Source organism: Sporosarcina sp. FSL K6-1540 (assembly GCF_038620285.1).
In the GTDB taxonomy this organism is placed as follows: Bacteria; Bacillota; Bacilli; order Bacillales_A; family Planococcaceae; genus Sporosarcina; species Sporosarcina psychrophila.
This window is the reverse complement of record NZ_CP152018.1, coordinates 1,645,001-1,671,049: the sequence shown is the minus strand read 5'-3', so window position 1 is coordinate 1,671,049 and position 26,049 is coordinate 1,645,001. Positions and strand designations below refer to the sequence as shown.

At 40.8% G+C, this 26,049-nt stretch carries 25 protein-coding genes (1 of these 25 running past the window's edge); 9 read left to right on the top strand and 16 right to left on the bottom strand.

All coding sequences use genetic code 11. From position 1 onward, the window contains the following. Positions 1-33: 33 nt before the first annotated feature. Both ssb and rpsF read right to left on the bottom strand, forming a co-directional pair. On the bottom strand, positions 34-579 hold the full coding sequence (gene ssb / locus MKY15_RS07580; RefSeq protein ID WP_067204120.1) for a single-stranded DNA-binding protein: 546 nt from the start codon (positions 577-579) through the stop codon (positions 34-36). Between the two features lie 59 nt (positions 580-638). After that, positions 639-926 carry a 30S ribosomal protein S6 gene (rpsF, locus tag MKY15_RS07575; protein ID WP_067204117.1) on the bottom strand — a complete coding sequence of 96 codons (288 nt, stop codon included), beginning with the start codon at positions 924-926 and terminating at the stop codon, positions 639-641. Between the two features lie 148 nt (positions 927-1,074). Between rpsF and MKY15_RS07570 the strand changes: the two genes are divergently transcribed. Next, entirely contained in the window at positions 1,075-1,656 is a 582-nt protein-coding gene (locus MKY15_RS07570; protein WP_342539326.1) for a DUF3267 domain-containing protein, read from the top strand. A gap of 719 nt (positions 1,657-2,375) precedes the next feature. Here MKY15_RS07570 and ychF read toward each other — a convergent pair. From ychF to MKY15_RS07555, 3 genes are all read right to left on the bottom strand, one after another. Next, positions 2,376-3,476: a redox-regulated ATPase YchF gene (ychF, locus tag MKY15_RS07565; RefSeq protein ID WP_067204112.1), complete on the bottom strand. Its 1,101-nt coding sequence runs from the start codon at positions 3,474-3,476 to the stop codon at positions 2,376-2,378. A gap of 166 nt (positions 3,477-3,642) precedes the next feature. Further along, positions 3,643-3,840, bottom strand: a complete 198-nt coding sequence (locus MKY15_RS07560) for a DUF951 domain-containing protein (RefSeq protein WP_067204109.1) — start codon at positions 3,838-3,840, stop codon at positions 3,643-3,645. Between the two features lie 4 nt (positions 3,841-3,844). Then, entirely contained in the window at positions 3,845-4,735 is an 891-nt protein-coding gene (locus MKY15_RS07555; protein WP_231885745.1) for a mechanosensitive ion channel family protein, read from the bottom strand. 75 nt (positions 4,736-4,810) lie between these two features. On the opposite strand from MKY15_RS07555, the gene yyaC reads away from it, so the two are divergent. Next, the gene (gene yyaC, locus MKY15_RS07550; RefSeq protein ID WP_187046284.1) at positions 4,811-5,452 is read left to right on the top strand and encodes a spore protease YyaC; all 642 of its coding nucleotides are present in this window, start codon (positions 4,811-4,813) and stop codon (positions 5,450-5,452) included. Here yyaC and MKY15_RS07545 read toward each other — a convergent pair. From MKY15_RS07545 to rpmH, 11 genes are all read right to left on the bottom strand, one after another. Then, positions 5,363-6,067 carry a DUF554 domain-containing protein gene (locus MKY15_RS07545; RefSeq protein WP_187046283.1) on the bottom strand — a complete coding sequence of 235 codons (705 nt, stop codon included), beginning with the start codon at positions 6,065-6,067 and terminating at the stop codon, positions 5,363-5,365. The two genes, yyaC and MKY15_RS07545, sit on opposite strands and share 90 nt — an antisense overlap. Before the next feature lie 194 nt (positions 6,068-6,261). After that, the gene (locus MKY15_RS07540) at positions 6,262-7,101 is read right to left on the bottom strand and encodes a ParB/RepB/Spo0J family partition protein (RefSeq protein WP_338654397.1); all 840 of its coding nucleotides are present in this window, start codon (positions 7,099-7,101) and stop codon (positions 6,262-6,264) included. Further along, entirely contained in the window at positions 7,094-7,855 is a 762-nt protein-coding gene (locus tag MKY15_RS07535; RefSeq protein WP_067204101.1) for an AAA family ATPase, read from the bottom strand. Before MKY15_RS07535 ends, MKY15_RS07540 begins: the two co-directional genes overlap by 8 nt. Before the next feature lie 195 nt (positions 7,856-8,050). After that, positions 8,051-8,914, bottom strand: a complete 864-nt coding sequence (gene noc, locus MKY15_RS07530; protein WP_067204099.1) for a nucleoid occlusion protein — start codon at positions 8,912-8,914, stop codon at positions 8,051-8,053. 94 nt (positions 8,915-9,008) lie between these two features. Beyond that, complete coding sequence (gene rsmG, locus MKY15_RS07525; RefSeq protein WP_067204096.1) at positions 9,009-9,725, bottom strand: 16S rRNA (guanine(527)-N(7))-methyltransferase RsmG; 717 nt, start codon at positions 9,723-9,725, stop codon at positions 9,009-9,011. Between the two features lie 320 nt (positions 9,726-10,045). Next, positions 10,046-11,935: a tRNA uridine-5-carboxymethylaminomethyl(34) synthesis enzyme MnmG gene (mnmG, locus tag MKY15_RS07520; protein ID WP_067204093.1), complete on the bottom strand. Its 1,890-nt coding sequence runs from the start codon at positions 11,933-11,935 to the stop codon at positions 10,046-10,048. Between the two features lie 117 nt (positions 11,936-12,052). Beyond that, on the bottom strand, positions 12,053-13,438 hold the full coding sequence (gene mnmE, locus MKY15_RS07515; protein WP_067204090.1) for a tRNA uridine-5-carboxymethylaminomethyl(34) synthesis GTPase MnmE: 1,386 nt from the start codon (positions 13,436-13,438) through the stop codon (positions 12,053-12,055). Between the two features lie 197 nt (positions 13,439-13,635). Next, the gene (jag, locus tag MKY15_RS07510) at positions 13,636-14,391 is read right to left on the bottom strand and encodes an RNA-binding cell elongation regulator Jag/EloR (protein ID WP_067204087.1); all 756 of its coding nucleotides are present in this window, start codon (positions 14,389-14,391) and stop codon (positions 13,636-13,638) included. Continuing rightward, positions 14,388-15,152 (bottom strand): membrane protein insertase YidC, encoded by a 765-nt coding sequence (gene yidC, locus MKY15_RS07505; RefSeq protein ID WP_067204084.1) that lies wholly within the window; start codon positions 15,150-15,152, stop codon positions 14,388-14,390. The genes jag and yidC overlap by 4 nt, the downstream gene beginning before the upstream one ends. Before the next feature lie 227 nt (positions 15,153-15,379). Next, a complete protein-coding gene (gene rnpA, locus MKY15_RS07500) occupies positions 15,380-15,721 on the bottom strand; it encodes a ribonuclease P protein component (protein ID WP_187046280.1) in 342 nt (113 codons plus the stop codon). Between the two features lie 80 nt (positions 15,722-15,801). Continuing rightward, positions 15,802-15,936, bottom strand: coding sequence for a 50S ribosomal protein L34 (gene rpmH, locus MKY15_RS07495; RefSeq protein ID WP_067204080.1), 135 nt, complete (start codon positions 15,934-15,936; stop codon positions 15,802-15,804). Positions 15,937-16,441: 505 nt separating this feature from the next. Between rpmH and dnaA the strand changes: the two genes are divergently transcribed. From dnaA to MKY15_RS07460, 7 genes are all read left to right on the top strand, one after another. After that, positions 16,442-17,791, top strand: a complete 1,350-nt coding sequence (gene dnaA, locus MKY15_RS07490) for a chromosomal replication initiator protein DnaA (protein ID WP_067204077.1) — start codon at positions 16,442-16,444, stop codon at positions 17,789-17,791. A gap of 170 nt (positions 17,792-17,961) precedes the next feature. Further along, a complete protein-coding gene (gene dnaN, locus MKY15_RS07485; protein ID WP_067204074.1) occupies positions 17,962-19,098 on the top strand; it encodes a DNA polymerase III subunit beta in 1,137 nt (378 codons plus the stop codon). A gap of 99 nt (positions 19,099-19,197) precedes the next feature. Further along, entirely contained in the window at positions 19,198-19,437 is a 240-nt protein-coding gene (yaaA, locus tag MKY15_RS07480; RefSeq protein WP_067204071.1) for a S4 domain-containing protein YaaA, read from the top strand. Then, positions 19,427-20,548, top strand: coding sequence for a DNA replication/repair protein RecF (gene recF, locus MKY15_RS07475; protein ID WP_067204068.1), 1,122 nt, complete (start codon positions 19,427-19,429; stop codon positions 20,546-20,548). Before yaaA ends, recF begins: the two co-directional genes overlap by 11 nt. A 79-nt stretch (positions 20,549-20,627) precedes the next feature. After that, positions 20,628-22,550: a DNA topoisomerase (ATP-hydrolyzing) subunit B gene (gene gyrB / locus MKY15_RS07470; RefSeq protein WP_067213784.1), complete on the top strand. Its 1,923-nt coding sequence runs from the start codon at positions 20,628-20,630 to the stop codon at positions 22,548-22,550. A 219-nt stretch (positions 22,551-22,769) separates the two neighbouring features. Then, the gene (gene gyrA, locus MKY15_RS07465) at positions 22,770-25,313 is read left to right on the top strand and encodes a DNA gyrase subunit A (RefSeq protein WP_067204065.1); all 2,544 of its coding nucleotides are present in this window, start codon (positions 22,770-22,772) and stop codon (positions 25,311-25,313) included. Between the two features lie 136 nt (positions 25,314-25,449). Beyond that, positions 25,450-26,049: the 5' portion of an HD-GYP domain-containing protein gene (locus MKY15_RS07460; RefSeq protein ID WP_338654418.1), read on the top strand. Its footprint extends 504 nt past the window's final position; 600 of the gene's 1,104 nt are visible here — the first part of the coding sequence; the start codon lies at positions 25,450-25,452; the stop codon falls past the right edge of the window.

Sequence of the window (26,049 nt, the reverse complement as noted above, 5' to 3'; positions counted from 1 at the left end):
CTCCTTACTTAATTCATAATGACGGGTAGATTCTTAGAACGGCAGGTCGTCGTCCGATACTTCTATCGGACCTCCGCCTGTCGAGAATGGATCATCGTCAGTACGTGTGTAATTTTGCTGATTAGGCTGTTGAGATTGCTGGTTAGATTGTTTGTATTGTTGGTTTGACTGCTGATTCTGATAGCTCGGTTGTTCGCTTTGTTGAGAACCTTGGTAAGGTGCCCCACCGCCAGCTCCCGATCTATTTTCGCCAGATGCATTGCGCGGTTCGAGAAATTGCGTGCTGTCTGCTACAACTTCTGTAGTATAAACACGCTTTCCATCTTGTCCTTCAAAGCTGCCCGTCTGAATACGGCCATCTACTCCGACAAGACTTCCCTTTTTCAAGAAGTTTGCAACGTTTTCAGCCTGTTTTCTCCAAGCAACACAACTGATGAAATCAGCTTCTCTTTCGCCTGAAGCGCTTTGAAAAGCTCGGTTTACTGCTAACGTAAAACGTGTAACAGCAATACCGGTTTGTGTATACTTGAGTTCAGGATCTTTTGTCAATCGCCCTACTAAAACAACTCGGTTAATCATTAGAATTCAACCTCCCTCATCATTTTGTAAGTTTCACCTGTTCATTATTCATATATGGATTAATCTTCAATGCGGACAGTCATATGACGAAGAATATCTTCGTTGATGTTCGCAAGACGTGTAAATTCATCGATTGCTTTAGTTTCTGCATTCAACTTAATTAGTTGATAGAAACCTTCACGTAGATCGTCGATTTCGTAAGCAAGACGGCGCTTGCCCCACTCTTTCGACTCGATGTTTTCTGCACCATTAGAAAGAAGAACTTCGTCAAAACGTTCAATCAACGCTTTTTTCGCTTCATCTTCTACTGTTGGGCGGATAATGTACATAATTTCGTACTTTCTCATCTGTAGTCACCTCCTTATGGACTTGGGCCCTGCTGATTTCAGCGGGCAAGGAGTAAGTAATTATATTACTCACATCAGTACATATTAGCACAGTTCCATTCATCTTTCAACTATTTTCTTGTATACTTTTGAATAGAGGTGATTTTCATTGAATGAATTTCCTGTACCCGACAAAATAATTGAGATTGATTTACCAAAAGTGGCTAAGAGCAGCCTAGTTTTAACCGCAAGTGCTTTCCTTTTATTATGGTTTCTTAAAATTGTTATTGAAAGAGATTTTTCGTTTTCACTTAGCTTATGGACAATTGTTTTTTTCATTATAGGCTATATCCTGCTGATCATTCTGCATGAACTATTTCACCTGCTTGGCTTCCGTGTATTTGGTGATGTCCCATGGAAAAAGATGATTGTTGGAGTTAATCTAAAAATGGGCATCGCGTATGCGACAACCGATCAACTTATGACAAACCGTGCTATACGAAAAGCGCTACTGCTCCCTTTTTGGACGACAGGTATTCTTCCAGCCGTTATCGGTCTTTATATTGGAAGTGGTTTGCTAGTCAGCCTGTCTGCTTTATTGATAGGCGGGGCAGCTGGCGACTTCGCTATGTATAAGGAGTTGAAAGAACTGCCCAACGATTGGGTTGTGAAAGACGATCCTGAATTACCGAAACTTTATGTCTATTCGCCTGACAAGGGAATTGAATTGGAGAACTACATTGAAAAATAAAAATGCCCCTCTGGAATGTTAGGTCTGTTGATTAACCATTTATTTACATGAAATGCTGGTGAGAAGGGCTTGATATCCTCTATTTTCGGCTCGCTTTCGGGGAACTATTCATGTCAGATTTACTGAGGTGTCCTAGTGTGGCTAGTTGCCTGTCGCGTACCTACAATGTTCAAGTGTAAAATGCAGTTGTTTTGGAAGAAAAGAGTAGATGACATTCTATGGCGAGTGTAAGTGCCCGAAGATGCAATTTCGGGCACTCTTGCACGTTGTATAATGTGCTTCTTGCTTACTTTTAACAAAAAGTATACATCTAATCATGTGATACATACTTGAGAGTGACACTTCTTTAATAAAAAATGAAAAAACTATATAGAAAGCATCAGCCGCCAAAATTGCATCTTTGGCGGCTTTTCTCCTGGTAAGAAGCCAGCTATTCTTTCGTCCCAAAAAGCTTCAGAACTACGTATACTTATTAATTTGGAGCGCGACGGAAGAAGGACCACCATGCGATTACCGAAAAAAAATGTGTAGGGATGCGACCAAGTCGCATCCCTACACATCCAGACATCTCGATAATGATAGAGTAGTCGTTCAAACCAAAGCAATCCAAGTACAACGTTGCACGTAGCACCCAGTGTGATCAAGTTATTTTCTGGTTACTTTTGGCTAAGCAACAGACGTACTGGAATGTAACATTCCAAAGTAGTATTTATTGGTACTTAAACGTTAAAACGGAACAGCATAACGTCGCCGTCTTTAACAATGTATTCTTTTCCTTCAAGACGAACTTTTCCTGCCTCTTTTGCAGCAGCCATTGAACCTGTTGCAACTAGGTCATCATATGCTACTGTTTCAGCACGGATGAAGCCGCGTTCGAAGTCAGTGTGAATGATTCCAGCACATTGCGGTGCTTTCATCCCTTTACGGAATGTCCACGCACGAACTTCTTGTACGCCCGCTGTGAAGTATGTTGCAAAGCCAAGAAGCTTATAAGATGCTTTGATAAGTTGATCGAGGCCCGATTCCTTGATGCCCAACTCTTCAAGGAACATCGCTTTTTCATCATCTTCAAGTTCAGCCATTTCTTCTTCGATTTTTGCACAAACAACAATTACTTGTGCACTATCTTTTTCCGCAAATGCGCGGACAGCTTTAACATTCTCATTATTGTCTGCATCTGCAACTTCATCTTCCGCAACGTTTGCTACATAGAGCATCGGTTTAATCGTCAAAAGGTTCATCCCTTTTGCAAGGATAAGTTCCTCGTCAGTAAACTCAACAGAACGAGCAGGTTTTTCATTTTCAAATGCTTCTCTTAATCTAATCAAGATTGGCTCTTCTGCCATTGCCACTTTATCTTTCTGTTTCACCATTTTGGTAACACGTGCCAATCGTTTTTCAACGGCTTCCATATCTGCAAGAATCAATTCAAGATTGATGATTTCGATATCATCGATTGGATCAACTTTACCAGCTACATGTGTTATATTTTCGTCTACGAAGCAACGGACAACCTGACAGATTGCATCCACTTCACGGATGTGCATAAGGAATTTATTCCCTAGCCCTTCACCTTTGCTTGCTCCTTCAACAATTCCTGCGATGTCTGTAAACTCAAATGCAGTCGGTACTGTTTTTTTCGGTGTTACTAATTCTGTAAGTTTATCTAGTCTTTCATCAGGTACTTCAACGATTCCAACGTTCGGATCAATTGTACAGAACGGATAGTTTGCCGCCTCTGCCCCCGCTTTTGTAATCGCATTGAATAGTGTAGATTTACCTACGTTTGGTAGACCGACGATTCCAGCTGTTAATGCCATTCGTTCCACAACCTTTCATTTAGCTTTTTAAGCGGTACTTTCGCTTAAAGAAGCCTCCATTATATGTTAATTCTTTTACTCATACATTCCATATGCAACTCTTCCATTATAAGGACAGCAGGCCTAGTTGTCCATCTGCTAGCGGAACGCCTGGAATCTGAACAGCTTAAGATTCAGCCTTTACAAGCAGCTTTTTCATCTTCTTCGCAAATTCATTACGTGGAATCATTACGCTGTGACCACATCCCTCGCACTTAATGCGGATATCCGCCCCCATCCGGATGATTTTCCATGCGTTCGTTCCGCATGGATGCTGCTTTTTCATTTCAACAATGTCATTTAACCCAAAGATTTTTTCCACCATCTATTTACACCTCATTTTTCGGTTGATACATAACCATTTTCGGGTACGGTATTTCAATACCGTTCTGATCCAGGAATATTTTCAAATCCTTGCGTAATTTCCTCGCAATTTCGTATTGCATAACAGGCTGGGTTTCTGCTGTGATTCTCATAATAATTTCAGATGCTCCCAAATCTTGTACGCCTACGATAGTTGGCTGTGATATCAGCGCTTCATATCCAACAGATAAATTTGCAAGATACTCTTCCAACAGTTTTTCCGTTTTCGCGATGTCTGTTTCATATCCAAGTCTAATATCCACTATAGCCAGTGAATTATTAATTGAGTAGTTCACGACCTCTGAAATATTTCCGTTCGGGATGATATGTACTTCCCCGCCATACGCACTAATTTTTGTCGTACGTAAACCAATTTCTTCAACCGTTCCAACTGTTAAACCAATTTGTACATAATCACCCACAGAAAATTGATCTTCAAAAATGATGAAGAAACCGCTGATAATATCCTTCACAAGACTTTGGGCACCAAAACCGACTGCCAGACCTAACACTCCAGCCCCTGCAAGAATTCCTGTAACATTGATTGTAAATGCAGAAAGGATTGCTAGAATTGCTGCGAAATAGACGACATATGACAATGTATTTTGAAGCAGCTTAACCAATGTTGTTTCACGGCGCTCTGTATGACGTAAAGCGCCTTTCAGTCTCACCTTGAATGCGCGGCGAATAACGCTTTTACCTATTTTCACTACAATAATGGATAGCAAGATAATGAAGATTACTTTAAGTCCTAGCATGCCAAGATCAAACCAAGTTTTCGAACTAAATAGTATGTTACCTACTTCTTCAGCATCTTCTTTCAACTTTTCAAAGTCTTCATTTATAGTTACTGCCACAATCCTCTTCCTTTCGTATAATAAATCACTTGCAAGCGTAGACTGAGTTATAAAAAAAAGAAATGGAGTTTTTTCATGCGATCTACTCTTTCTACACCATATGATTATCGCATTCACCATAAGGAGACAGGTGCCGTTTGGAAACTCAGTTCATTATTCCTCCAGCACATTCCATTCGAAACCCAAGATCTCACTTTTTTCTGCATCGGAACCGATCGATCTACCGGTGACTCGCTAGGGCCACTTACTGGTTCTTTCCTATCCGAGTCTCCCCTGTTCCCATTCACTGTAATCGGGACATTGGAAAGTCCATTACATGCCTTAAATCTACAACAGCATATTGATGAAACCAGACTCACTAATCCCACTGCTTTCATCGTAGCAATTGATGCATGCCTAGGACAAGTAAGTTCTATCGGACAATTACTTTTCAATAGTGGACCTATACACCCTGGCAAGGCAGTCGGTAAGGAGCTACCCCCAGTTGGGGACGTATCCATTAAAGGCATAGTCAATATCGCCGGGTTCATGGAACATGCCGTTTTGCAAAGTACTCGCCTCTACCTTCCATACGAGATGAGCCGCACTATTGCTCGGGCATTGCAACTTGCACACGGGCGTCTTAAATCAAAAGAAGTGTACGATAGTAACAGCAACTCCAACAACAAGGATACCTGGAATCAGGTTGGCAACTCTCACTTTAGTCAAACCAATTAAATTCAAACCGATAGCCAAAATCATTAATCCACCTGTCGCTGTCATTTCAGAGATGAAGAAGTTCAGTAAATCATCCGGAACGAAGCGACTTATTTGAGTAGAAAATAACGTGATAATTCCTTGATAAAAAAATACAGGAATTGCAGCAAACGCGACACCAATACCTAGCGTTGAGCTTAAAATGATAGCAGTGAAACCATCAATAATCCCTTTCATGACGAGGACATCATGATCATTTCTCAGACCGCTATCGATAGCACCGATAATGGCCATCGATCCAACAACAAAAATCAACGTAGCTGTAACAAACCCTTGCGCAATGCCCGGACCTTTATCACTTGCCGGTATCTTGCTCTCCATCCAGTGTCCCAGATCATTCACTTTCTTATCGAGATCCATCCACTCACCAATTACTGCACCAACGACAATACTGATAATAACAATCAGTATTTGCGTACTTTCAAAAGTCATTTGTATGCCAATAACAGCAACCGCAAGCCCAATTCCATACATGACAGTCTCTTTCATCCGCTCGGGTATATTATGTAGAAATCTTCCTATGAACGCACCTGCAACTATTAAAAGAACATTCACAACTGTTCCAAATAAAATCACTTTTTCACTTCCTCTCAATCAAATACGTCGAGGCGTATTTGCGTCCAGATTTTTAATTGAGCTTGCTCAATTAACTCCCTTCAAAATCTGTGACATCCGCCGGAGGCTTTAACTTCATTCAGCGGGGTTGGATTCCCGCTGAGTAAAGTTAAAAATAAAACCTATTTTGCACAGTCGGCAAAATAGGTGCATCCTTATTCGTTCAATAATTCAAGAATACGTTCGAGATCATCTTCAGAGAAGAATTCGATTTCAATTTTACCTTTATTCTTTGTTTTCTTTATTGATACGTTTGTCCCAAAATAATCACGCAGATTTGACTCCCGCTCGGCAAGGAATAAGTCTTTACGCTTTTCTGGTTTAGTTTCACGTGGAACATCCTCATTCATTTTTTGAACCAGCTTTTCTAATTGGCGGACGTTAAGTCCTTCTCTTAGTAGCCGTTCTGCCACTAGAGCGATTTGTTCTTTCTTACGTAGACCAAGTAATGTTCGACCATGCCCCATAGAAATTTTACCTGCAGTAATATAATTTCTTACTTTTTCAGGCAATGAAAGTAAACGGACATGGTTTGCGATGTGAGGTCTACTTTTACCGAGTCTAAATGCTAGTTGTTCTTGTGTAAGACCTAGATTTTCCATGAGGCTTTGATAAGCTTCAGCCTCTTCTATTGGCGTTAGGTCTTCCCGCTGTAAGTTTTCAAGAATCGCAAACTCCATTGTTTCTTCGTCCGTCAAGATACGGACAACCGCTGGAACTTCAGTTAAGCCTGCCATTTGTGCTGCACGGAATCGTCTCTCACCTACAACAATTTCGTAGGCCGTTCCCATTTTCCGAAGAATAATTGGTTGAAGAATACCATGTTCTTTAATGGAAGCACTCAACTCTTGAATAGCATTTTCATCAAATACTTTCCTTGGTTGGTACGGATTGGCCTTAATACTTTTCACATGAATGTGTTCGACAGACTCTACTTTCGCTAGTGACTCTCCAGGAAATAAAGCATTTAATCCTTTTCCAAGACCTTTAGCCATTGCGAACCACTTCCTTTGCCAGATCTAAGTATACTTCTGCACCACGTGATCTTGAATCATAAATGATAATCGGTTCTCCATGACTCGGTGCCTCACTCAATCGTACATTTCTTGGAATAATCGTTTTGTATACTTTATCTTGAAAATACTTTTTCACTTCATCTATAACTTGAATCCCTAAATTTGTTCTTGCATCGAACATCGTAAGTAAGACGCCATCAATCATTAAGTCTTCATTTAAATGTTTTTGAACAAGCCGGATCGTACTTAGTAGTTGACTTAAACCTTCAAGCGCATAGTACTCACACTGGACTGGGATGATAATTGAATCAGCCGCGGTCAGTGCATTTATTGTTAGTAAACCAAGTGACGGTGGACAGTCGATAATGATGTAGTCATACAGATCTTTCGCTTCCTGAATAGCATGTTTCATCCGTACTTCTCTGGATATAGTTGAAACTAGCTCAATTTCTGCGCCTGCTAGGGATATAGTTGCCGGCACGATATCAAGGTTTTCTACTTTAGTCGAACGAATAACATCTTTTATATTAACATCATCTATTAGAATATCATAAATGCATTGTTGGACTTCCCCCTTGTTAACGCCTACCCCGCTCGTTGCATTCCCTTGCGGATCGGTATCAATCAAAAGAACTTTTTTGCCTATATGAGCAAGGCAAGCACTTAGATTTACGGATGTTGTCGTTTTTCCGACGCCTCCCTTTTGATTGGCTATCGCTATAATTCTGCCCACACCTGCACCTGCTTTCCTGCACTTTTATTATTCTTTTATTCTTTCAATTTTGTAACTTCTTCTAGTTTAACAAAAAAAACATTTTTTGTAGAGAAATATGTAGAAAAAAGACTCTTGCCATGTGAAGCAAGAGTCTTTTGTTAAAAAATAAGAAAGTATAAGTTTTTCAGGTCTATCAAGGCACTTGGACTTTTCTTATTTCTTTTTCGGTATTTTAACAGTGATTATATAAAAATCATCTGAATCTTCTTCTTCTGTTTTTACATCTATCCCACTTTTAGTAACGAGAACTAGTGATTGTCTAATAGTATTAAGAGCAATTCGTACATCTTTACTTACCGATTTTCTCCGAGGTGCTGTCTTTTTATCTTTTACATTCTCTGGAGGGTGTAAAACCTGAAAGATTCTGGCTTCTAGTTGTTTGACATTCAACTGCTGTTCAATTACTTCCTTAAAAAGTTGTGACTGTAATTCGCTGTCCTTAATTGGAATAAGTGCTCTTGCATGTCGCTCCGATATTTCTTTTGTTAATATTCCATTCTTGATTTCATCGGGTAATTTCAGTAAACGCAATTTATTAGCAACAGTTGACTGACCTTTTCCTAGTCTTTGCGCTAACGCTTCCTGTGTTAAGGAATGAAGTTCAAGAAGTTTTTCATAGGCATATGCTTCTTCAATTGCAGTCAATTCTTCACGCTGTAAGTTTTCAATAAGTGCAATGGATGCAGTTTCTTTATCATCAAGGTTTCGAATGATCGCCGGTACTTCCGACCATCCCAATTTTTTCATTGCTCGATATCTACGCTCTCCAGCGATGATTTCATAATTTTCTTCGCCCATTTTCCGAATGACGATTGGTTGAATGACACCATGCGTATGGATTGTCCTCGCAAGTTCTTCAATCTTATCTTCAGAAAATATTGTACGCGGTTGAAATTTATTTGGATTTATTAACTCGATTTTCACCTGTTCAATTACTTCGTGATGAACCTCTTCCACTACTAGTGGATCTAATTCTTTATCTCCACTCCCAAAAAATCGTGAAAACGGACTTTTCATTCCCGGCACCACCTTTTCAATACTGCTCCCTAATTCTACTAATTCGGCATGGCGATAGTATATCCTCTTTACTCATTGTTCCACGTGAAACAGTTCACTGAATTGGCATTTTATTCGGAATGCCTGGTTTACGAGGATATTTTTTAGGAGTGATTTTCTCTTTATCAAAAACAAAGATATTTCGTTCACTATTTTCAATTGGCAAAATAAATGAGTATTGTTTTTTAATGGTAGCCCCGAGAACAGAAAGTGCTTTTTTTGCATCTAAAAGTTCGTCTTCTGCGGCTGCTCCCTTCATCGCAATGAAGATTCCACCTTTTTTAGCTAGTGGTATACATAATTCAGCTAAGACAGACAGACGTGCAACCGCACGAGCAGTGACGATATCGAACTTTTCACGATACTTGGAGTCTTGTCCGAAGTCCTCAGCTCTTGCATGAACGAAATGCACATTTTCTAGCTGAAGTTCTTCAGCTAATACTTTCAGAAAACCAATTCTTTTATTTAATGAATCCACAATAGTCACGTCTAAGTTTGGAAAACAAATTTTCAAAGGAATACTTGGAAATCCAGCTCCCGCGCCTACGTCACAAATTGTTTTTGGTTCATTCAAATTAATATAAAAAGCCGCGGATATAGAATCATAGAAGTGTTTTAAATAAACTGAGGGCGCATCTGTAATCGCTGTCAAGTTCATCTTTTCATTCCACTCTACCAAGAGTTTAAAATACTGGTTAAACTGAGCTATTTGCGTTTCACTCAATTCAATACCTTGTTCTTTTAAAGCTTGTATAAATTGTGCAACATTCATCAATATTCCCCCTTAAGAAAAGCGTAAGGCGTCGTTCAGCCCCGACAGGCACAAGACTGTTTACGTAGGAGGCGTACTACAGCCGCCGTAGTAAAAAGACTTGTGCCCCCGAGGAGCTGACGCCTGGAGCCTAGACAATAAGAAAAGCGTAAGCGGCCCGCCTAGATGCGACAGGCATAAGACGAAATGACGGCACGGCGTCCTTTGCCGTATAGTCAGATCGACTTATGACCCGAGCATCTGGCCGCTGGAGTCTAGACAATAAGAAAAGCGTAAGCGGCTTGTATTAACTAACATAACACAAGACCGCATTAGCTAATTTAACCCGAAATTTTGGCTATTCTTCCTTGTTCGATATAGACAAGAAGAATTGAAATATCGGCTGGATTAACGCCGGATATACGAGATGCTTGTGCAATGGATAATGGTCTTACTTCGCTTAGTACACTTTTAGCTTCCGTCGCGATTCCGGATATTGCATTATAGTCGATATTATCGGGTATTTTTTTGTTTTCTAGTTTTTTCATTTTATCTACTTGTTGCAATGATTTCTCAATATAACCTTCATACTTAATGAAGATTTCAACTTGCTCTTCTACTTCTTTTGATTTCTTTTCTTCTGGTGGAACCATTCTTTCTATCTGGCTATATTTTATTTCAGGACGTTTTAGAAGGTCTGCTGCTTTCATCGGCTCTCTAAGTTCTGAGCCGCCTGTTTCACGTATGATGTCTTGAACATCACTATTAGGCTTAATCGTCACTTTTCGCAGTCTGGCAATTTCTTCTTCAATCTGTTGCTTTTTAATAATATGCGCATCATGTCGTTCTTCACTAATCATCCCTATTTGGTACCCAATTTCAGTCAGGCGCATATCCGCATTATCATGACGCAACAACAGTCGGTATTCGGCACGTGATGTCAGAAGTCTATATGGCTCGCTTGTCCCTTTTGTAACAAGATCATCAATAAGAACACCTATATATGCGTCAGCACGTCCGAGGACACGTTCTTCTTTCCCGAGTGCACGGGAAGCTGCATTTATACCCGCCATGATTCCTTGACCTGCTGCCTCTTCATAGCCAGATGTACCGTTAAGCTGACCAGCTGTATATAAATTACGAATTCTTTTTGTTTCAAGTGTAGGCCATAGTTGCGTAGGGACAATTGCATCATACTCAATTGCATAACCTGCACGCATCATTTCCGCATTTTCAAGTCCTGGTACGCTTGCAATCAATTGTTTTTGAACGTGTTCCGGCAAACTCGTCGATAATCCTTGGACATACACTTCTTGCGTATTACGGCCTTCGGGCTCAAGGAAAATCTGATGACGTGATTTATCAGCAAATCGTACAATTTTATCTTCAATTGATGGGCAATAGCGGGGCCCTTTCCCTTTAATCATCCCGGAATACATCGGTGACAAGTGAAGGTTTTCATTAATAAGTTCATGTGTTCTTGGTGATGTATATGTCAGCCAACATGGTAGTTGATCAGTGATAAATTCAGTCGTTTCATAACTGAATGCCCACGCTGTATCATCTCCTGGTTGGATTTCAGTTTTGCTATAATCAATTGTTCTGCTATTCACACGAGGCGGTGTCCCTGTTTTGAATCGCACCATGTCAAAGCCAAGTTCGCGAATATTGTCTGCAAGTTTAATTGAAGGCATTTGGTTATTCGGTCCGCTTGAATATTTTAGGTTACCAATAATAACTTCACCGCGCAGGAATGTCCCCGTTGTAATGATGACTGTCTTCGCACGGTAAATTGCACCGACTTGCGTAAGTACACCTTTTATTTCATCGTCTTCCACGATTAGTTCTTCTACAACACCTTGGTGAAGTAGTAGATTTTCCTGTTCTTCCAGGAGACGTTTCATTTCCGACTGGTAAAGGACTTTATCAGCTTGCGCACGAAGCGCTCGTACTGCTGGTCCTTTGCCTGTATTCAACATCCGCATTTGAATGTGTGTTTTATCAATTACTTTCCCCATTGCACCGCCCAGTGCATCAATTTCACGGACGACAATCCCTTTAGCGGGACCACCGAGTGACGGATTACATGGCATAAAGGCGATCATGTCGAGGTTCATTGTAAGTACGAGCGTTGTTGCACCCATTTTGGCAGCGGAAAGTGCCGCCTCAACTCCCGCATGGCCAGCTCCAATAACAATAACATCGAACGTGCCTGCTTCAAATTTGGGCATGTTCTTTTCCTTCTTTCTATTAAAGTCATTCAAAAAGCTCGATGAAAAGTAGAAGCGGGCTACTGCGCTAGGCAGGCCCCCTCTTTCCATTCACTCTTGTTGAACACTTATCTTATTTTATTTTCCGAGGCAGAATTGAGAAAATAGTTCATTGAGTAGACCGTCTTGGACCGTGTCTCCGATAATTTCACCAAGAATTTCCCACGTCCGTGTAACGTCAATTTGAATCATATCGACTGGAACACCTGCTTCAGCAGCCGCGAGTGCGTCTTCAATCGTGGCACGCGCATTGTGTAATAGTGCGATATGTCGTGCATTCGATACATATGTGAAATCGCCTGATTCAAGATTTCCTTCGAAAAAGAGTCCGGCAATTGCTTCTTCCAGTTCATCTACCCCTTCGTCTTTCACGAGAGAGGTCGTGACAACTTTGCCCGTTCCGGCATGTTCCATCACTTTTTGCATGTCAATTTTTTGTGGAAGATCGGTTTTATTGATAACAAAGATTGTATCCATTCCCGATACCACTTCAAATAGTCGTTCGTCTTCTATCGATAACTCTTCAGAACTGTTAAGGACGAGTAGAATTAAATCCGCTTCCTTCAACACTTTCCTCGATTTTTCGACGCCGATTCGTTCCACAATATCTTCTGTTTCTCTGATTCCAGCTGTATCGACAAGACGAAGTGGAACACCTCGCACATTAACGTACTCTTCAATAATATCACGCGTCGTCCCCGCAATGTCGGTTACGATTGCTTTATTTTCTTGAATGATGCTATTTAGTAAGGAAGACTTCCCTACATTGGGTCTACCAATAATAACAGTAGATAGACCTTCTCGCAGAATTTTCCCTTGAGATGAAGTTTTCAACAACTTATCAATTTCATTTCTCACCCACATACTTTTTTCAATCATTAGCGGGATTGTCATTTCTTCGACGTCGTCGTACTCCGGATAATCGATATTTACTTCAACTTGCGCCAACGTTTCAATAAGCGCTTGTCGCAATCCCCCGATTAACCGAGAAAGTTTTCCTTCCATCTGATTGAGTGCAACATTCATGGCACGGTCTGTCTTCGCACGAATAAGATCCATGACCGCTTCGGCTTGAGACAAATCAATTCGTCCATTAAGGAATGCACGTTTTGTGAATTCACCGGGTTCTGCAAGACGCGCCCCTTGCTTGAGCACTAATTGAAGAACACGGGTGACCGCAACAATTCCTCCATGACAGTTCACTTCTACGACGTCTTCACGTGTAAATGTTTTTGGTGCTTTCATGAGAGAAACCATTACTTCTTCGACAGTTTCCTCAGTTGATGGATCTATTAAATGACCATAATGGATTGTATGTGATTGTTCTTCATTTAGCCTCTTACCAGACGGTGAACGGAAAATACGATCCGCTATTTGGACAGCTTCGTCCCCACTTAACCTGACGATGGCAATTGCACCTTCCCCCATTGGAGTAGAGATGGCAGCTATTGTATCAAAATGCACGTTTTTCACCTTCCTGACTTGGTTACTCACATGTGGATAACCTATTTCCGACACGACTATCTAACATAATATATTATCACAAATCCATCCATCCTCCTAGTGTCGCAATTTAAATAATGTGGATAAGTTAAGATATCTTTACAATATAATACAAAAAAGTCCCGCAGAGACAGCGTTCGTCTTTGCGGGACTTTTTTTCACCTAACAGATTCAATGACTAAATACCTGAATGGATCAGAGCCCTCTGAATATGTTTCAATATCCATGCGCCGTGATAAAGCATTATGGATGACTTTCCTTTCATAGGAAGCCATCGGTTCTAACTGGATTCTTTTCCCTGTACGAACTGCTTTATCAGCCATTCGTTCTGCTAATTGTTCCAAAGATTGTTCGCGACGCTCCCGATAATCACCGATATCTACCCGGACGACCTTGAATTGACTCGCCAATTTGTTTGTTACAAGTTGCGATAATTGCTGGAGTGCATTTAACGTTTGTCCTCGTTTTCCAATCAGTAATGCAGCTTTTGCACTTTCCATTTGGAAAGTAACATATTTACCTTTGATTTCATGGCTGATTTGAATGTCATCGACACCCATTCCAATTGCAATCATTTTTAAATAGTTTTCTGTTTCTTCTATCGCAGTTTCATCAGACAATCCTTCAATTTGGACTTCCTCTTTCTCCACAGGAGGTTTAACAGATTCACTAATAACTTCAATCTCAGTTGGCTGTATCTCCATTAGAGGTTTTGCTTCTTCAAGGACGGAAGGTTCTTCAAAGTTCATAATAGTTACGGTTACTTCAGCTTCTTTTGCACCGAAACCTAGAAATCCTTTTCTCCCTTGATTGATCACTTCGACTTTTACTTCATCACGCGTAACGCCAAGTACTGTCAATGCTGATGAAATCGCTAATTCAACCGTGGTTCCCCTTCGCGTCGTCCTTGTCATTTCCGTTTCCCTCCCACTTTTACAAGTTCCACTTCCTTTTTCTTAAATGGTTTGTAAATGAAGATGTTTTGGATAATTGAAATGATATTACCGATTACCCAGTAAAGTGAAAGTGCTGCTGGTAAGAATGAACCGAAGATCATAATCATAAACGGCATGATATACATCATTACTTTCATCTGTGGGTTGTCCATTGCAGGACCTGTACGTAAAACGATAAACTGCATAGCTCCTGCTAAAACTGCAAGTGTAATACTTGGCGCTGCAAGTTCAAACCATAAGAAGTTTCCAATATCGTATGTGACATTCATTCGGCTGATCGCATGATAGAAACCGAATAGAATTGGCATTTGGATTAAGACTGGTAAACAGCCTGCCGCCGGATTGATTTTTCGTTCCGACATAATTTTTTGCATTTCTTCACGGTACTTTTGTTGTGTAACTGCGTCTTTTGATTTGTATTTCTCTTTGAGTGCTTTCAGTTCAGGTTGGATTTCCTGCATCCGTTTTGAACTTTTTGTCTGTTTGATCATTAATGGAAGCAAGACAAGTCGAATGATGATTGTAACTGCAACAATACCGTACCCGTATGTACCGAGTATGTCTTTAAATGTCGTTATTAGGGAAACTAACGGCCAGACGACAAATTTGTTCCAAAATCCTTCACTGTCCTCGTAAATCGGTTGTTGGAATTCCGAACATCCCGCAAGAAATACCGACAATGCCGTCAGTATAAGGATTAATGCTAACTTCTTTTTCAAATCAGTTCCCCCAAATCTTATCTTATTCAATTAATTCTCTTCAAAATCTGTGACATCCGCTGGAGGCTTTTGGCCAAAAGGATGTTGGTTACTCAGGCGTTGCCGCAGTACGCGGCGATTTTAGCCAGAGTTCCTTAATTTTCAGTAGGGGTTTCGACCCCTGCCGAGTGAAGTTAAAAGGCCCTATCGACCGATACTAACAGTTTATCACGTTCATATACTTCCTTCTACTTCTTTAAGACACGAGAAATACGCAGGACGTGCTGCAAACTTTTTTTTGTTTCATGAAAATCTAATGTGGCCGCCTGATGTCTGGCGATGATGACATAATCCATATCGTTGCGCAGTTCGTCTTTCAATTCCAGGAAGGACTGTCGTAAATACCGTTTGATCCTATTCCGCACGACTGCATTACCTACTTTTTTGCTGACGGACAGACCAATCCTGAATTCTGGCTGGTCTTCCTTCCTATAGGAATACACAACAAATTGCCGATTAGCAAACGACTTCCCTTTTTTGAATACTTCTTGGAATTCCTCATTCGTCTTTATCCGTTGACGTCTGTTCATCTCATGCACCTGCTCCGTCATCTATGATTATAGTTCTTCATTAATAAACAAGAAAAAAGACCACTGAAATGTCAGTGGCCTTATGCTGATAGGACTTTTCTTCCTTTACGACGACGAGCTGCTAGAATTCTGCGTCCGCTTTTCGTGCTCATTCTTTCACGGAAGCCGTGAACTTTACTACGCTTACGTTTATTTGGTTGGTAAGTACGTTTCATCTTTTAAGACACCTCCTGCATTGATTGTCTATTTATTACTGTGACAGTCTTGAATAGTATATCGGATTTCCAAGGTAAAAGTCAACCCTTTCCTGTTCGACAGTAATTTAGGCCATTTAGTTTCTCTGATTTCGTCCCAATAAGTTATCCACGGTTTCTTCCGCTAATTCCAGATAGTGATGTGGATAGTATTTTCTCAAGTTTTTTTATGCACACTGCTTATCGACATCTTCCTCACATACCAAGGCCTGTGGATAAAGATTTCATCCACAACCACTTGCGCTGTGGATAAGGTTCAGGACTCCTTGTAATCCACAACATATCCTGTTACAATGAGATGAATTTGTTATGCACATAATTTTATAGCATTTTTGTTATCCACAGTTGTTAATACATTGTGGATAATTTTTTCAACACTTTTGCGTAATTGTTATCCACACGACGGAAAACTGTGTATAATACATATCCTCGGGTTTTTTATTTTCATTGTAAAGGAGGCACACGTTTGGACCACTTAGAAGAATTATGGATCGAAGTTTTGTCGAAGGTTGAGCAGAAAATTTCAAGACCTAGTTTTGAAACTTGGCTAAAGTCGACAAAACTGATGTCTTATGGCGAAGAAAATGTCACAATCGCCGCACCGAATTCATTTGCAAAAGATTGGCTTGAAAACCACTATGTACATCTTATTACTGGTATTCTATCCGAATTGACCGGCGAAGACCGAATCATTCAGTTCGTTGTTCCTAAAAACATGGAAGAAAATGATTTCATGCTACCTAAACCGACCGTTAAACCTATAGAAAAAGTTCCATTAACGTCGGCACCTGGCATGCTTAATCTAAAATATACGTTTGACACATTCGTCATTGGTTCAGGAAATCGTTTTGCCCATGCAGCGTCACTTGCCGTTGCTGAAGCACCAGCGAAAGCCTATAATCCGCTGTTTATCTATGGGGGTGTTGGGCTTGGAAAGACACACTTAATGCACGCAATTGGACATTATGTACTCGAACAGAACCCCTCAGCAAAAGTCATGTATCTTTCATCTGAGAAGTTTACAAATGAATTCATTAACTCTATTCGTGATAATAAAGCTGTCGAGTTCCGTAATCGTTATCGGAATGTAGACGTGCTCTTAATAGATGATATTCAATTCCTTGCGGGAAAAGAACAAACACAAGAAGAATTTTTCCATACATTCAACACACTCCATGAGGAGTCAAAACAGATTGTTATTTCAAGTGACCGACCTCCAAAAGAAATTCCAACACTTGAGGACAGACTTAGATCTCGCTTTGAATGGGGTCTTATCACAGACATAGCACCTCCAGACCTGGAAACACGCATCGCAATTTTGCGCAAAAAGGCAAAGGCTGATGGGCTTGTTGATATTCCAAATGAAGTCATGCTGTACATTGCCAACCAAATTGACTCAAACATACGTGAGCTTGAGGGGGCTCTTATACGCGTTGTCGCCTACTCATCACTCGTCAATTCGGATATCAATACGGATCTTGCTGCGGAAGCCTTGAAAGATATTATTCCTAATTCAAGACCGCGTACTGTAACGATTCTTGATATCCAAAAAGCAGTTGGAGAGCACTTTGACATACGTCTAGAGGATTTTACTGCGAAGAAAAGAACGAGGGCGATTGCATTTCCCCGACAGATTGCCATGTTTTTATCCAGAGAACTTACGGATTTCTCCCTACCTAAGATTGGATCTGAATTCGGAGGACGAGATCATTCAACTGTCATTCACGCACACGAGAAGATTAGGCAAATGTTAAAGGATGATCAAGCTTTGCAACAAGACGTTCAAGATATTCGTAATGTTCTTGGTAGAGGATGACCTGTGCATAACATATAATAAGTAGTGCACACCTACAAACAGGTTATACACATGTGGAAAACGTTCAGGCTCAAAGGGAAAATAGACTTACCAACATATCCACAGCCCCTACTACTATTACTATTACTTTATTAATAACTAATACTATATATATTAAGCGAGGGTATAGAATGAAATTTGAAATTATGAGAGATAAGTTGCTTGATGGATTAAGCGATGTTATGAAAGCCATCAGTCAAAAAGTTGCGATTCCAATTTTGACAGGAATAAAGATTGAAGTGGACGAAAAAGGAATGACATTAACAGGAAGTGATTCCGATATTACGATCTGTACATTCATACCTGCAGAAGATAACGGAGAACAAATTATTCAAGTTGTAGAAAAAGGAAGCATCGTGCTACAAGCTAAAGTATTTAGCGAAATCGTACGAAAACTACCTACGAATGAAGTAACAATAGAAGTTGCAAATGGACTTCAAACACATATTCAATCCGGTAAGTCTGAATTCCATCTAATTGGACTAGATCCAGAAGATTACCCGGTTCTACCAGAAGTAAAAGATGACTATCTATTTTCATTGCCAGCGGATCTGATGAAATCAATCATTCGAGAAACGGTCTTTGCCGTGTCTCAACAAGAAACTAGACCAGTATTAACAGGTGTCCTTTGGGAAGTAAAAGATGGGGGACTTGCTTGTATCGCTACTGATAGCCATAGATTGGCAAGAAGACTGACGATACCTGAAGATATGCCAGAAGTTCCATTCAGTGTCGTTATTCCTGGTAAAAGTCTTCAGGAACTAAATAAGATTTTGCCTGATAACGGTGAACTTGTGGATATTGTCATTGCAGATCAACAAGTGTTATTCAAAACACGTGGTGTGTTATTTTACTCACGCCTATTGGAAGGCAATTACCCAGATACATCACGTCTTATCCCGTTAGAATATAAAACATCAGTAACGGTAAATGGCCGACTTCTTCTTCAGGCAATTGATAGAGCATCCCTTCTAGCACGTGAAGAACGGAACAACATTGTTCGCTTCTCTGCCAATGAAGGTAAAGTTATTGAAATCTCTTCAAATTCACCTGAAGTAGGTAAGGTTGAAGAATTGGTTGAAGCTATTGGCGTAACAGGAGAAGAATTGAATATTTCTTTCAGTGCTAAATATATGATGGACGCATTGAAAGCAATCGATGGACAAGACATAACGATTCAATTTACGGGAGCTATGCGACCGTTCATCTTGAAATCAGTTGATGACGATTCAATCTTGCAACTTATTCTCCCTGTACGAACATACTGAATCTTGAAGGATAGTCACTTATTTGACTATCCTTTTTACTTACTGCCGAAAGTCGGCTAAAATAGAAAGACAGACTAACTTGCGAAAGGTTGAGACTCTATGGAAAATCTTACAATCGATACAGAGTTCATAACTCTAGGGCAACTATTAAAAATGACGAATACAATTAGTTCAGGTGGTATGGCTAAATGGTTTCTGGATGAATACATTGTCTACGTCAATGGCGAGGAGGAACAGCGACGAGGTAAAAAACTTCGTGATGGAGATATCGTTAAAATTCCCAATGTCGGCACATATAAAGTAACTGAACTAACAGACGGTCAAACGGATGTATATTGAACGACTTGCATTAATCGATTACCGGAATTATGAATCACTTGACCTTTCATTCTCCCCACAAATCAATGTGTTAATTGGGGAAAATGCCCAGGGGAAAACAAACATCATGGAAGCAATCTATGTACTTTCTATGGCGAAATCGCATAGAACTTCAAATGATCGTGAATTAATACGCTGGGACCAAGAATATGGTAAAATAGAAGGGGACATACAACGTAAATATGGACGGCTGCCATTAGAATTGGTCATTTCGAAAAAAGGCAAAAAAGCGCGTGTCAATCATCTTGAACAAAAACGCCTTAGCTTGTACATTGGCCAATTAAATGTCGTCATGTTTGCTCCTGAAGATTTAAATCTTGTAAAGGGCAGTCCCCAGGTAAGAAGACGGTTTCTAGATATGGAAATCGGTCAAATTTCACCAACCTATTTACATGATCTTTTAACATTTCAAAAAATACTCAAACAGCGCAATGCAATTTTAAAAGACAATCGGGGAAAACAAAGCCTTAACGATGTCATGTTTGATATTTATACAGAGCAGTATATTCAAGTAGCCGTCCAAATTATTCGTAAAAGGTTTTATTTCATGGAACTTTTACAAAAATGGGCAGAACCGATTCATAAAGGAATCTCTCGTGGTATTGAATCCCTTCAAGTTTCTTATGGAACACTAAAAGAACTTGATTCGGGACAGACTGTGGAACAGATGCAGTCGATACTCGGTCAGCGATTGCTTGAGGCAAGACGCCGTGAACTAGATCGCGGTATGACCTTGATTGGGCCACATAGAGACGATCTTCACTTTTTCGTAAACGGCTATGACATCCAAACGTATGGATCGCAGGGACAGCAGCGAACAACAGCGCTGTCCCTTAAACTTGCGGAAATAGAACTTGTAAAGCAAGAAGTCGGAGAAGCACCTGTTCTTCTTTTGGACGATGTCCTGTCTGAACTTGATGATTACCGACAATCCCATCTCTTGAACACAATTCAAGGAGAAGTGCAGACAATTGTCACGACGACGAACGTAGCGGGGATTGACCATGAAACAATTCGTCAGGCAGACATATTCGAAGTTACAGCGGGCGAAGTCGCTAAAAGAGAGGAATGACGATTGAGTCATCCCTTTAAATAAAAAAGCAGCAATACAAATGTTAGACGTTCGGAAAGGGAAGGTGAACAGTTTGGCAATGGAAGAGAAAGATATGCAGATGGCTTATGATGAAAATCAAATCCAAGTCTTAGAAGGATTAGAAGCTGTCCGCAAACGTCCAGGTATGTATATCGGGACAACAAGTTCTAGAGGACTTCACCATCTTGTATGGGAAATTGTTGATAATAGTATCGATGAGGCACTTGCAGGTCACTGTGACCATATCGAAGTGACGATGGAAAAAGGCGATTGGATCCGAGTCGATGATAATGGCCGCGGTATTCCAGTAGGTACTCAGGAATCTACAGGTCGACCTGCAGTCGAAGTTATTATGACTGTACTTCATGCCGGTGGTAAATTTGGCGGTGGAGGTTATAAGGTTTCCGGTGGTTTGCACGGAGTTGGTGCATCTGTCGTGAACGCGCTGTCCGAAACGACAGAAGTGTATGTAAGACGTGACGGGGAAGTCCATTTCATCGAATTTGAACGTGGTGCTGTGTCAAAAGAGCTTAGTGTAATCGGTACTACTGATGAAACTGGAACAAGAATCCGCTTCAAAGCAGACCCAGAAATTTTCACGGAAACAACAGTATATGAGTATGATATTCTGGCCAACCGACTTCGTGAGCTTGCATATCTAAACCGTGGTCTGCGAATCACGATTACCGATGAGCGTGGTGAAGAAGAACGAAGCGACATTTATTACTACGAAGGCGGCATCAAGTCGTACGTTGAACACTTGAATAAAAACAAAGAGCCTATTCATGATGAACCTATATACATTGAAGGCGAAAAAGATGGAATTTCAATCGAAATCGCCATGCAATACAATAGTGGCTATGCAGAAAATCTGTTTTCATTTGCCAATAATATCAATACTTATGAGGGTGGTACGCACGAATCAGGCTTTAAAACAGCACTGACACGCGTTATTAACGACTATTCCCGGAAAAATGGTGTGCTGAAAGAAGCTGATCCAAACTTGTCTGGTGATGATGTACGTGAAGGACTAACGGCCATCATCTCGATTAAACACCCGGATCCGCAATTTGAGGGACAGACGAAAACAAAACTGGGTAACTCAGAAGTTAGTACGATCACTAACTCATTATTTTCAGAAGGTTTCCAACGATTCCTGCTTGAAAATCCGACAACATCACGTCAAATCATCGATAAAAGTCTTATGGCAGCACGAGCACGTCTTGCTGCAAAAAATGCGCGTGAATTTACACGCCGGAAATCGGCACTTGAAGTGTCGAGTCTTCCAGGTAAACTGGCAGACTGTTCTTCACGTGACCCAGCTATAAGTGAATTGTATATCGTTGAAGGTGACTCGGCGGGTGGTTCAGCTAAAATGGGACGCGACCGTCACTTCCAAGCAATTCTTCCGCTTCGAGGAAAAATCTTGAACGTCGAAAAGGCACGTCTTGACCGTATTTTAGGTAACTTAGAAATCCGTGCGATGATTACAGCACTTGGTACTGGCATCGGAGAAGAATTCGATCTTTCCAAGGCACGCTATCATAAACTTGTAATTATGACTGATGCAGATGTCGATGGGGCGCATATTCGTACGCTTCTTTTAACCTTCTTCTTCCGCTTTATGCGACCGCTTATCGAAGCAGGGTATGTTTATATTGCTCAGCCGCCACTTTATCGTGTGAAACAAGGGAAGGTTCAGGAGTATTGCTATACTGAAGAAGAACTCCAAGAGATTATTGGACGACTTCCTCCCATGCCGAAACCCGTTATTACCCGGTATAAAGGTCTGGGGGAAATGGATGCAACGCAATTATGGGATACAACAATGGACCCTGATCAGCGTACACTGCTCCAAGTTCACCTTGAAGATGCGTTTGATGCGGATTCAACATTCCAACAGCTTATGGGAGATGAAGTCGAACCACGACGCAAATTCATCGAAGAGAATGCAATGTACGTGAAAAATATAGATACCTGATTGGCTAGTTGAAATGAAAAAAACTATATGTATTGAACAAAGGATTGTCCATAATAACTGAGCGAAAGAGCCGAAGCCCTGAGAACGGTGAGGCTGCTTCGCTTAAGGTGTGAGGCATCCCCTAGCGAGTTCAATGGAATATTTTAGATCAGCATATCTAGTCAAGTAGTCGAACTATCTTTTCCTAAGGATTTTTGAGTTGAAAGGAGTCTAACAATAATGGCAGATATGCCGCAACGTGGTGTTAAGGGAATTAACATTAGTACAGAAATGAAGACATCTTTTCTTGATTATGCAATGAGTGTCATCGTTTCACGTGCGCTCCCTGATGTGAGGGATGGTTTAAAGCCGGTCCATCGCCGTATTCTGTATGCAATGCAGGATCTCGGAAATACCGCAGATAAACCGCATAAGAAATCCGCACGTATTGTCGGAGACGTCATCGGTAAGTATCATCCGCATGGCGATAGTGCTGTGTATGACACGATGGTACGGATGGCCCAAGATTTCAACTACCGTTATATGCTCGTTGATGGTCATGGTAACTTTGGTTCTGTCGATGGAGATGGTGCAGCTGCGATGCGGTATACGGAATCTCGTATGTCGCGTATTGCAATGGAACTTCTTCGAGATATTAATAAAGATACTGTTGATTACCAAGATAACTATGATGGACAAGAAAGAGAGCCGATTGTTCTTCCAAGCCGATATCCGAACTTACTCGTTAACGGGACAACCGGTATTGCGGTCGGAATGGCAACTAATATTCCTCCGCATCATCTTGGAGAAACAATTGATGCTGTCCTTGCACTTGCTGACAATCCTGCAATTACAACAGAAGAATTGTTGGAAATTATTCCAGGTCCAGACTTTCCAACTGGTGGGATCATTCTTGGTCGTAGCGGAATCAGAAGAGCTTATGAAACTGGGCGGGGTTCGGTTATCATTCGAGGCAGAGTCGAAATTGAACAGCAGTCGAACGGCAGGGAAACAATCCTTGTACATGAGCTGCCTTTCCAGGTAAACAAGGCACGTCTGATTGAAAAAATTGCTGAGTTGGTACGTGATAAGAAAATCGATGGCATTACTGACCTACGCGATGAATCGGATCGTACCGGAATGCGAATAGTGATGGAAGTACGTCGTGACGCAAATGCCAACGTACTGTTAAATAATCTGTACAAACAAACCGCATTGCAATCTAGTTTTGGTGTCAATATGCTGGCACTCGTTGATGGTCAACCAAAAATCCTTGCATTAAAGGAGATTTTGTTCCATTATCTTGAACACCAAAAAGTTGTAATCCGTAGACGTACTCAGTACGATCTGAAAAAAGCGGAAGATCGCGCACACATTTTAGAAGGACTACGCATAGCACTTGATAATATCGATAGAATCATCACCCTTATCCGTGCATCTAAAACAACAGATGAAGCAAAAACAGGGTTGATGGATCAATTTAATTTATCTGATCGTCAAGCGCAGGCTATCCTTGATATGCGTCTTCAACGTTTGACAGGACTTGAGCGGGACAAAATTGAAAGTGAATACGAAGCGTTGCAACTCCTTATGTCTGAACTCCGTGCAATTCTTGCAGACGAATCAAAATTGCTTGAGATTATTCGTGAGGAATTGCTCGAAGTGAAAATTCGCTTTGAAGATAAACGTAGAACGGAAATTACACTGGGCGGCGCTGAAATGATTGAGGACGAAGATCTTATCCCAGTCGAAAACTCAGTACTGACACTCACACATAATGGTTACATTAAACGTTTGCCTGCTAATACGTACCGTAGCCAGCGTCGTGGAGGTCGCGGTATACAAGGGATGGGTACGAATAACGACGACTTCGTTGAACATTTATTGAATACGTCGACGCACGATACCATCTTGTTCTTCACAAGCAGAGGACGGGTATTCCGTACGAAAGGCTATCAAGTGCCTGAATTTAGCCGGACTGCAAAAGGTTTACCTATCATTAACTTGTTAGGTGTCGATAAAGATGAGAAAGTAACAGCCATGATTCCTGTAGATGCATTCGAGGATGACAAATACTTATTCTTCTCGACTCGTAACGGGGTTGTTAAACGTACACCTGTTTCCGAATTTGCTAATATCCGTTCAAATGGATTGATAGCACTTACCCTTCGAGGCGATGATGAACTTATCGGCGTCAAAATGACTAAAGGCGATGAAAACATTTCCATTGGTACGAAGGATGGCATGTTAATCAAATTCAATGAGACAGATATTCGTTCTATGGGTCGGATAGCAGGTGGAGTCCGTGGTATCCGTCTTCGCGAAGGCGACATTGTAATTGGTATGGATACAGTGAATGAAGGCGATGAAATTCTAGTTGTCACAGAAAAAGGATTCGGAAAACGTACGCCAGAAGATGAATACCGTATTCAAACTCGTGGCGGTTACGGTCTGAAGACATTGAATGTGACAGAACGTAATGGTCTTCTTGTTGCGATGAAGACAGTAGATGGTACTGAAGATCTAATGCTGATTACGATACATGGCATTTTGATCCGTATGGACATTGACGATATTTCTGTTATTGGACGCAGTACGCAGGGAGTACGTTTAATCCGCCTAGGAGAAGATGAACTTGTCGCGACTGTTGCAAAAGTTGTGAAAGAAGAAGAGGAAGAAGAACTCGACGACAATATTGTTGAAGAGAATGAAGTCTCTTCTGAAAATAATGAAGACATCGGGTTATCTACTATTGAGATAGACGATGAAGATACGGAATCTTAAGTAAAAAGGTTATTGAAATGGTCGATATGGCCATTTCAATAACCTTTTTTTTACGCCTATTTATACAATCCCGTCGTTTAATTGAAATATTTAGAGTATGATAGAAAGAACTATAAGGTGAAGGTAGGTAATATTGATGGCTGAAAACTATGTAAAAACAAGTGACCTGCGCCCGGGCATAATTACAAGTGAAGATATATATATAAATACAATCTACCCGATCCTTAGAAAAGATACTGAACTCTCACCGGAGCATATAAAGGTTTTAAATGCATTCAGTGTAAAAAAAGTTAAAGTTCAAGAACGACTCGTTGTAAAAAGAGAAGATGTATATGATGACAACGAGGGTCCAGTGAATCCGGATGATGTGCTTGCAAAAATACCCATGAAACAGGGAGACCTGCAAACACGATATAGCGATGCAGTTCATAACTATAAAAAGGAGTTTCACGGATGGCGTGCAGGTGTGCGTCCGGATATTGCTAAAGTCCGTTCAATAGTGATACCTCTATTAGATGCGTTTATTGAACAGAAAAAGATGGTAACGTTATTAAATGAGTTTTCAAATGTCAAAGACTACATATACCATCATTCAATTGGTGTGGGAATATTGGCTTCTGCTATCAGTAGACAACTTGGATTTCCAAAAGGGCAGACTTTACAACTTGGACTTGCGGGTGTACTCGCCGATTGTGGAATGGCTAAAATTGATACGGCGATTACGGAGAAAGCAGCA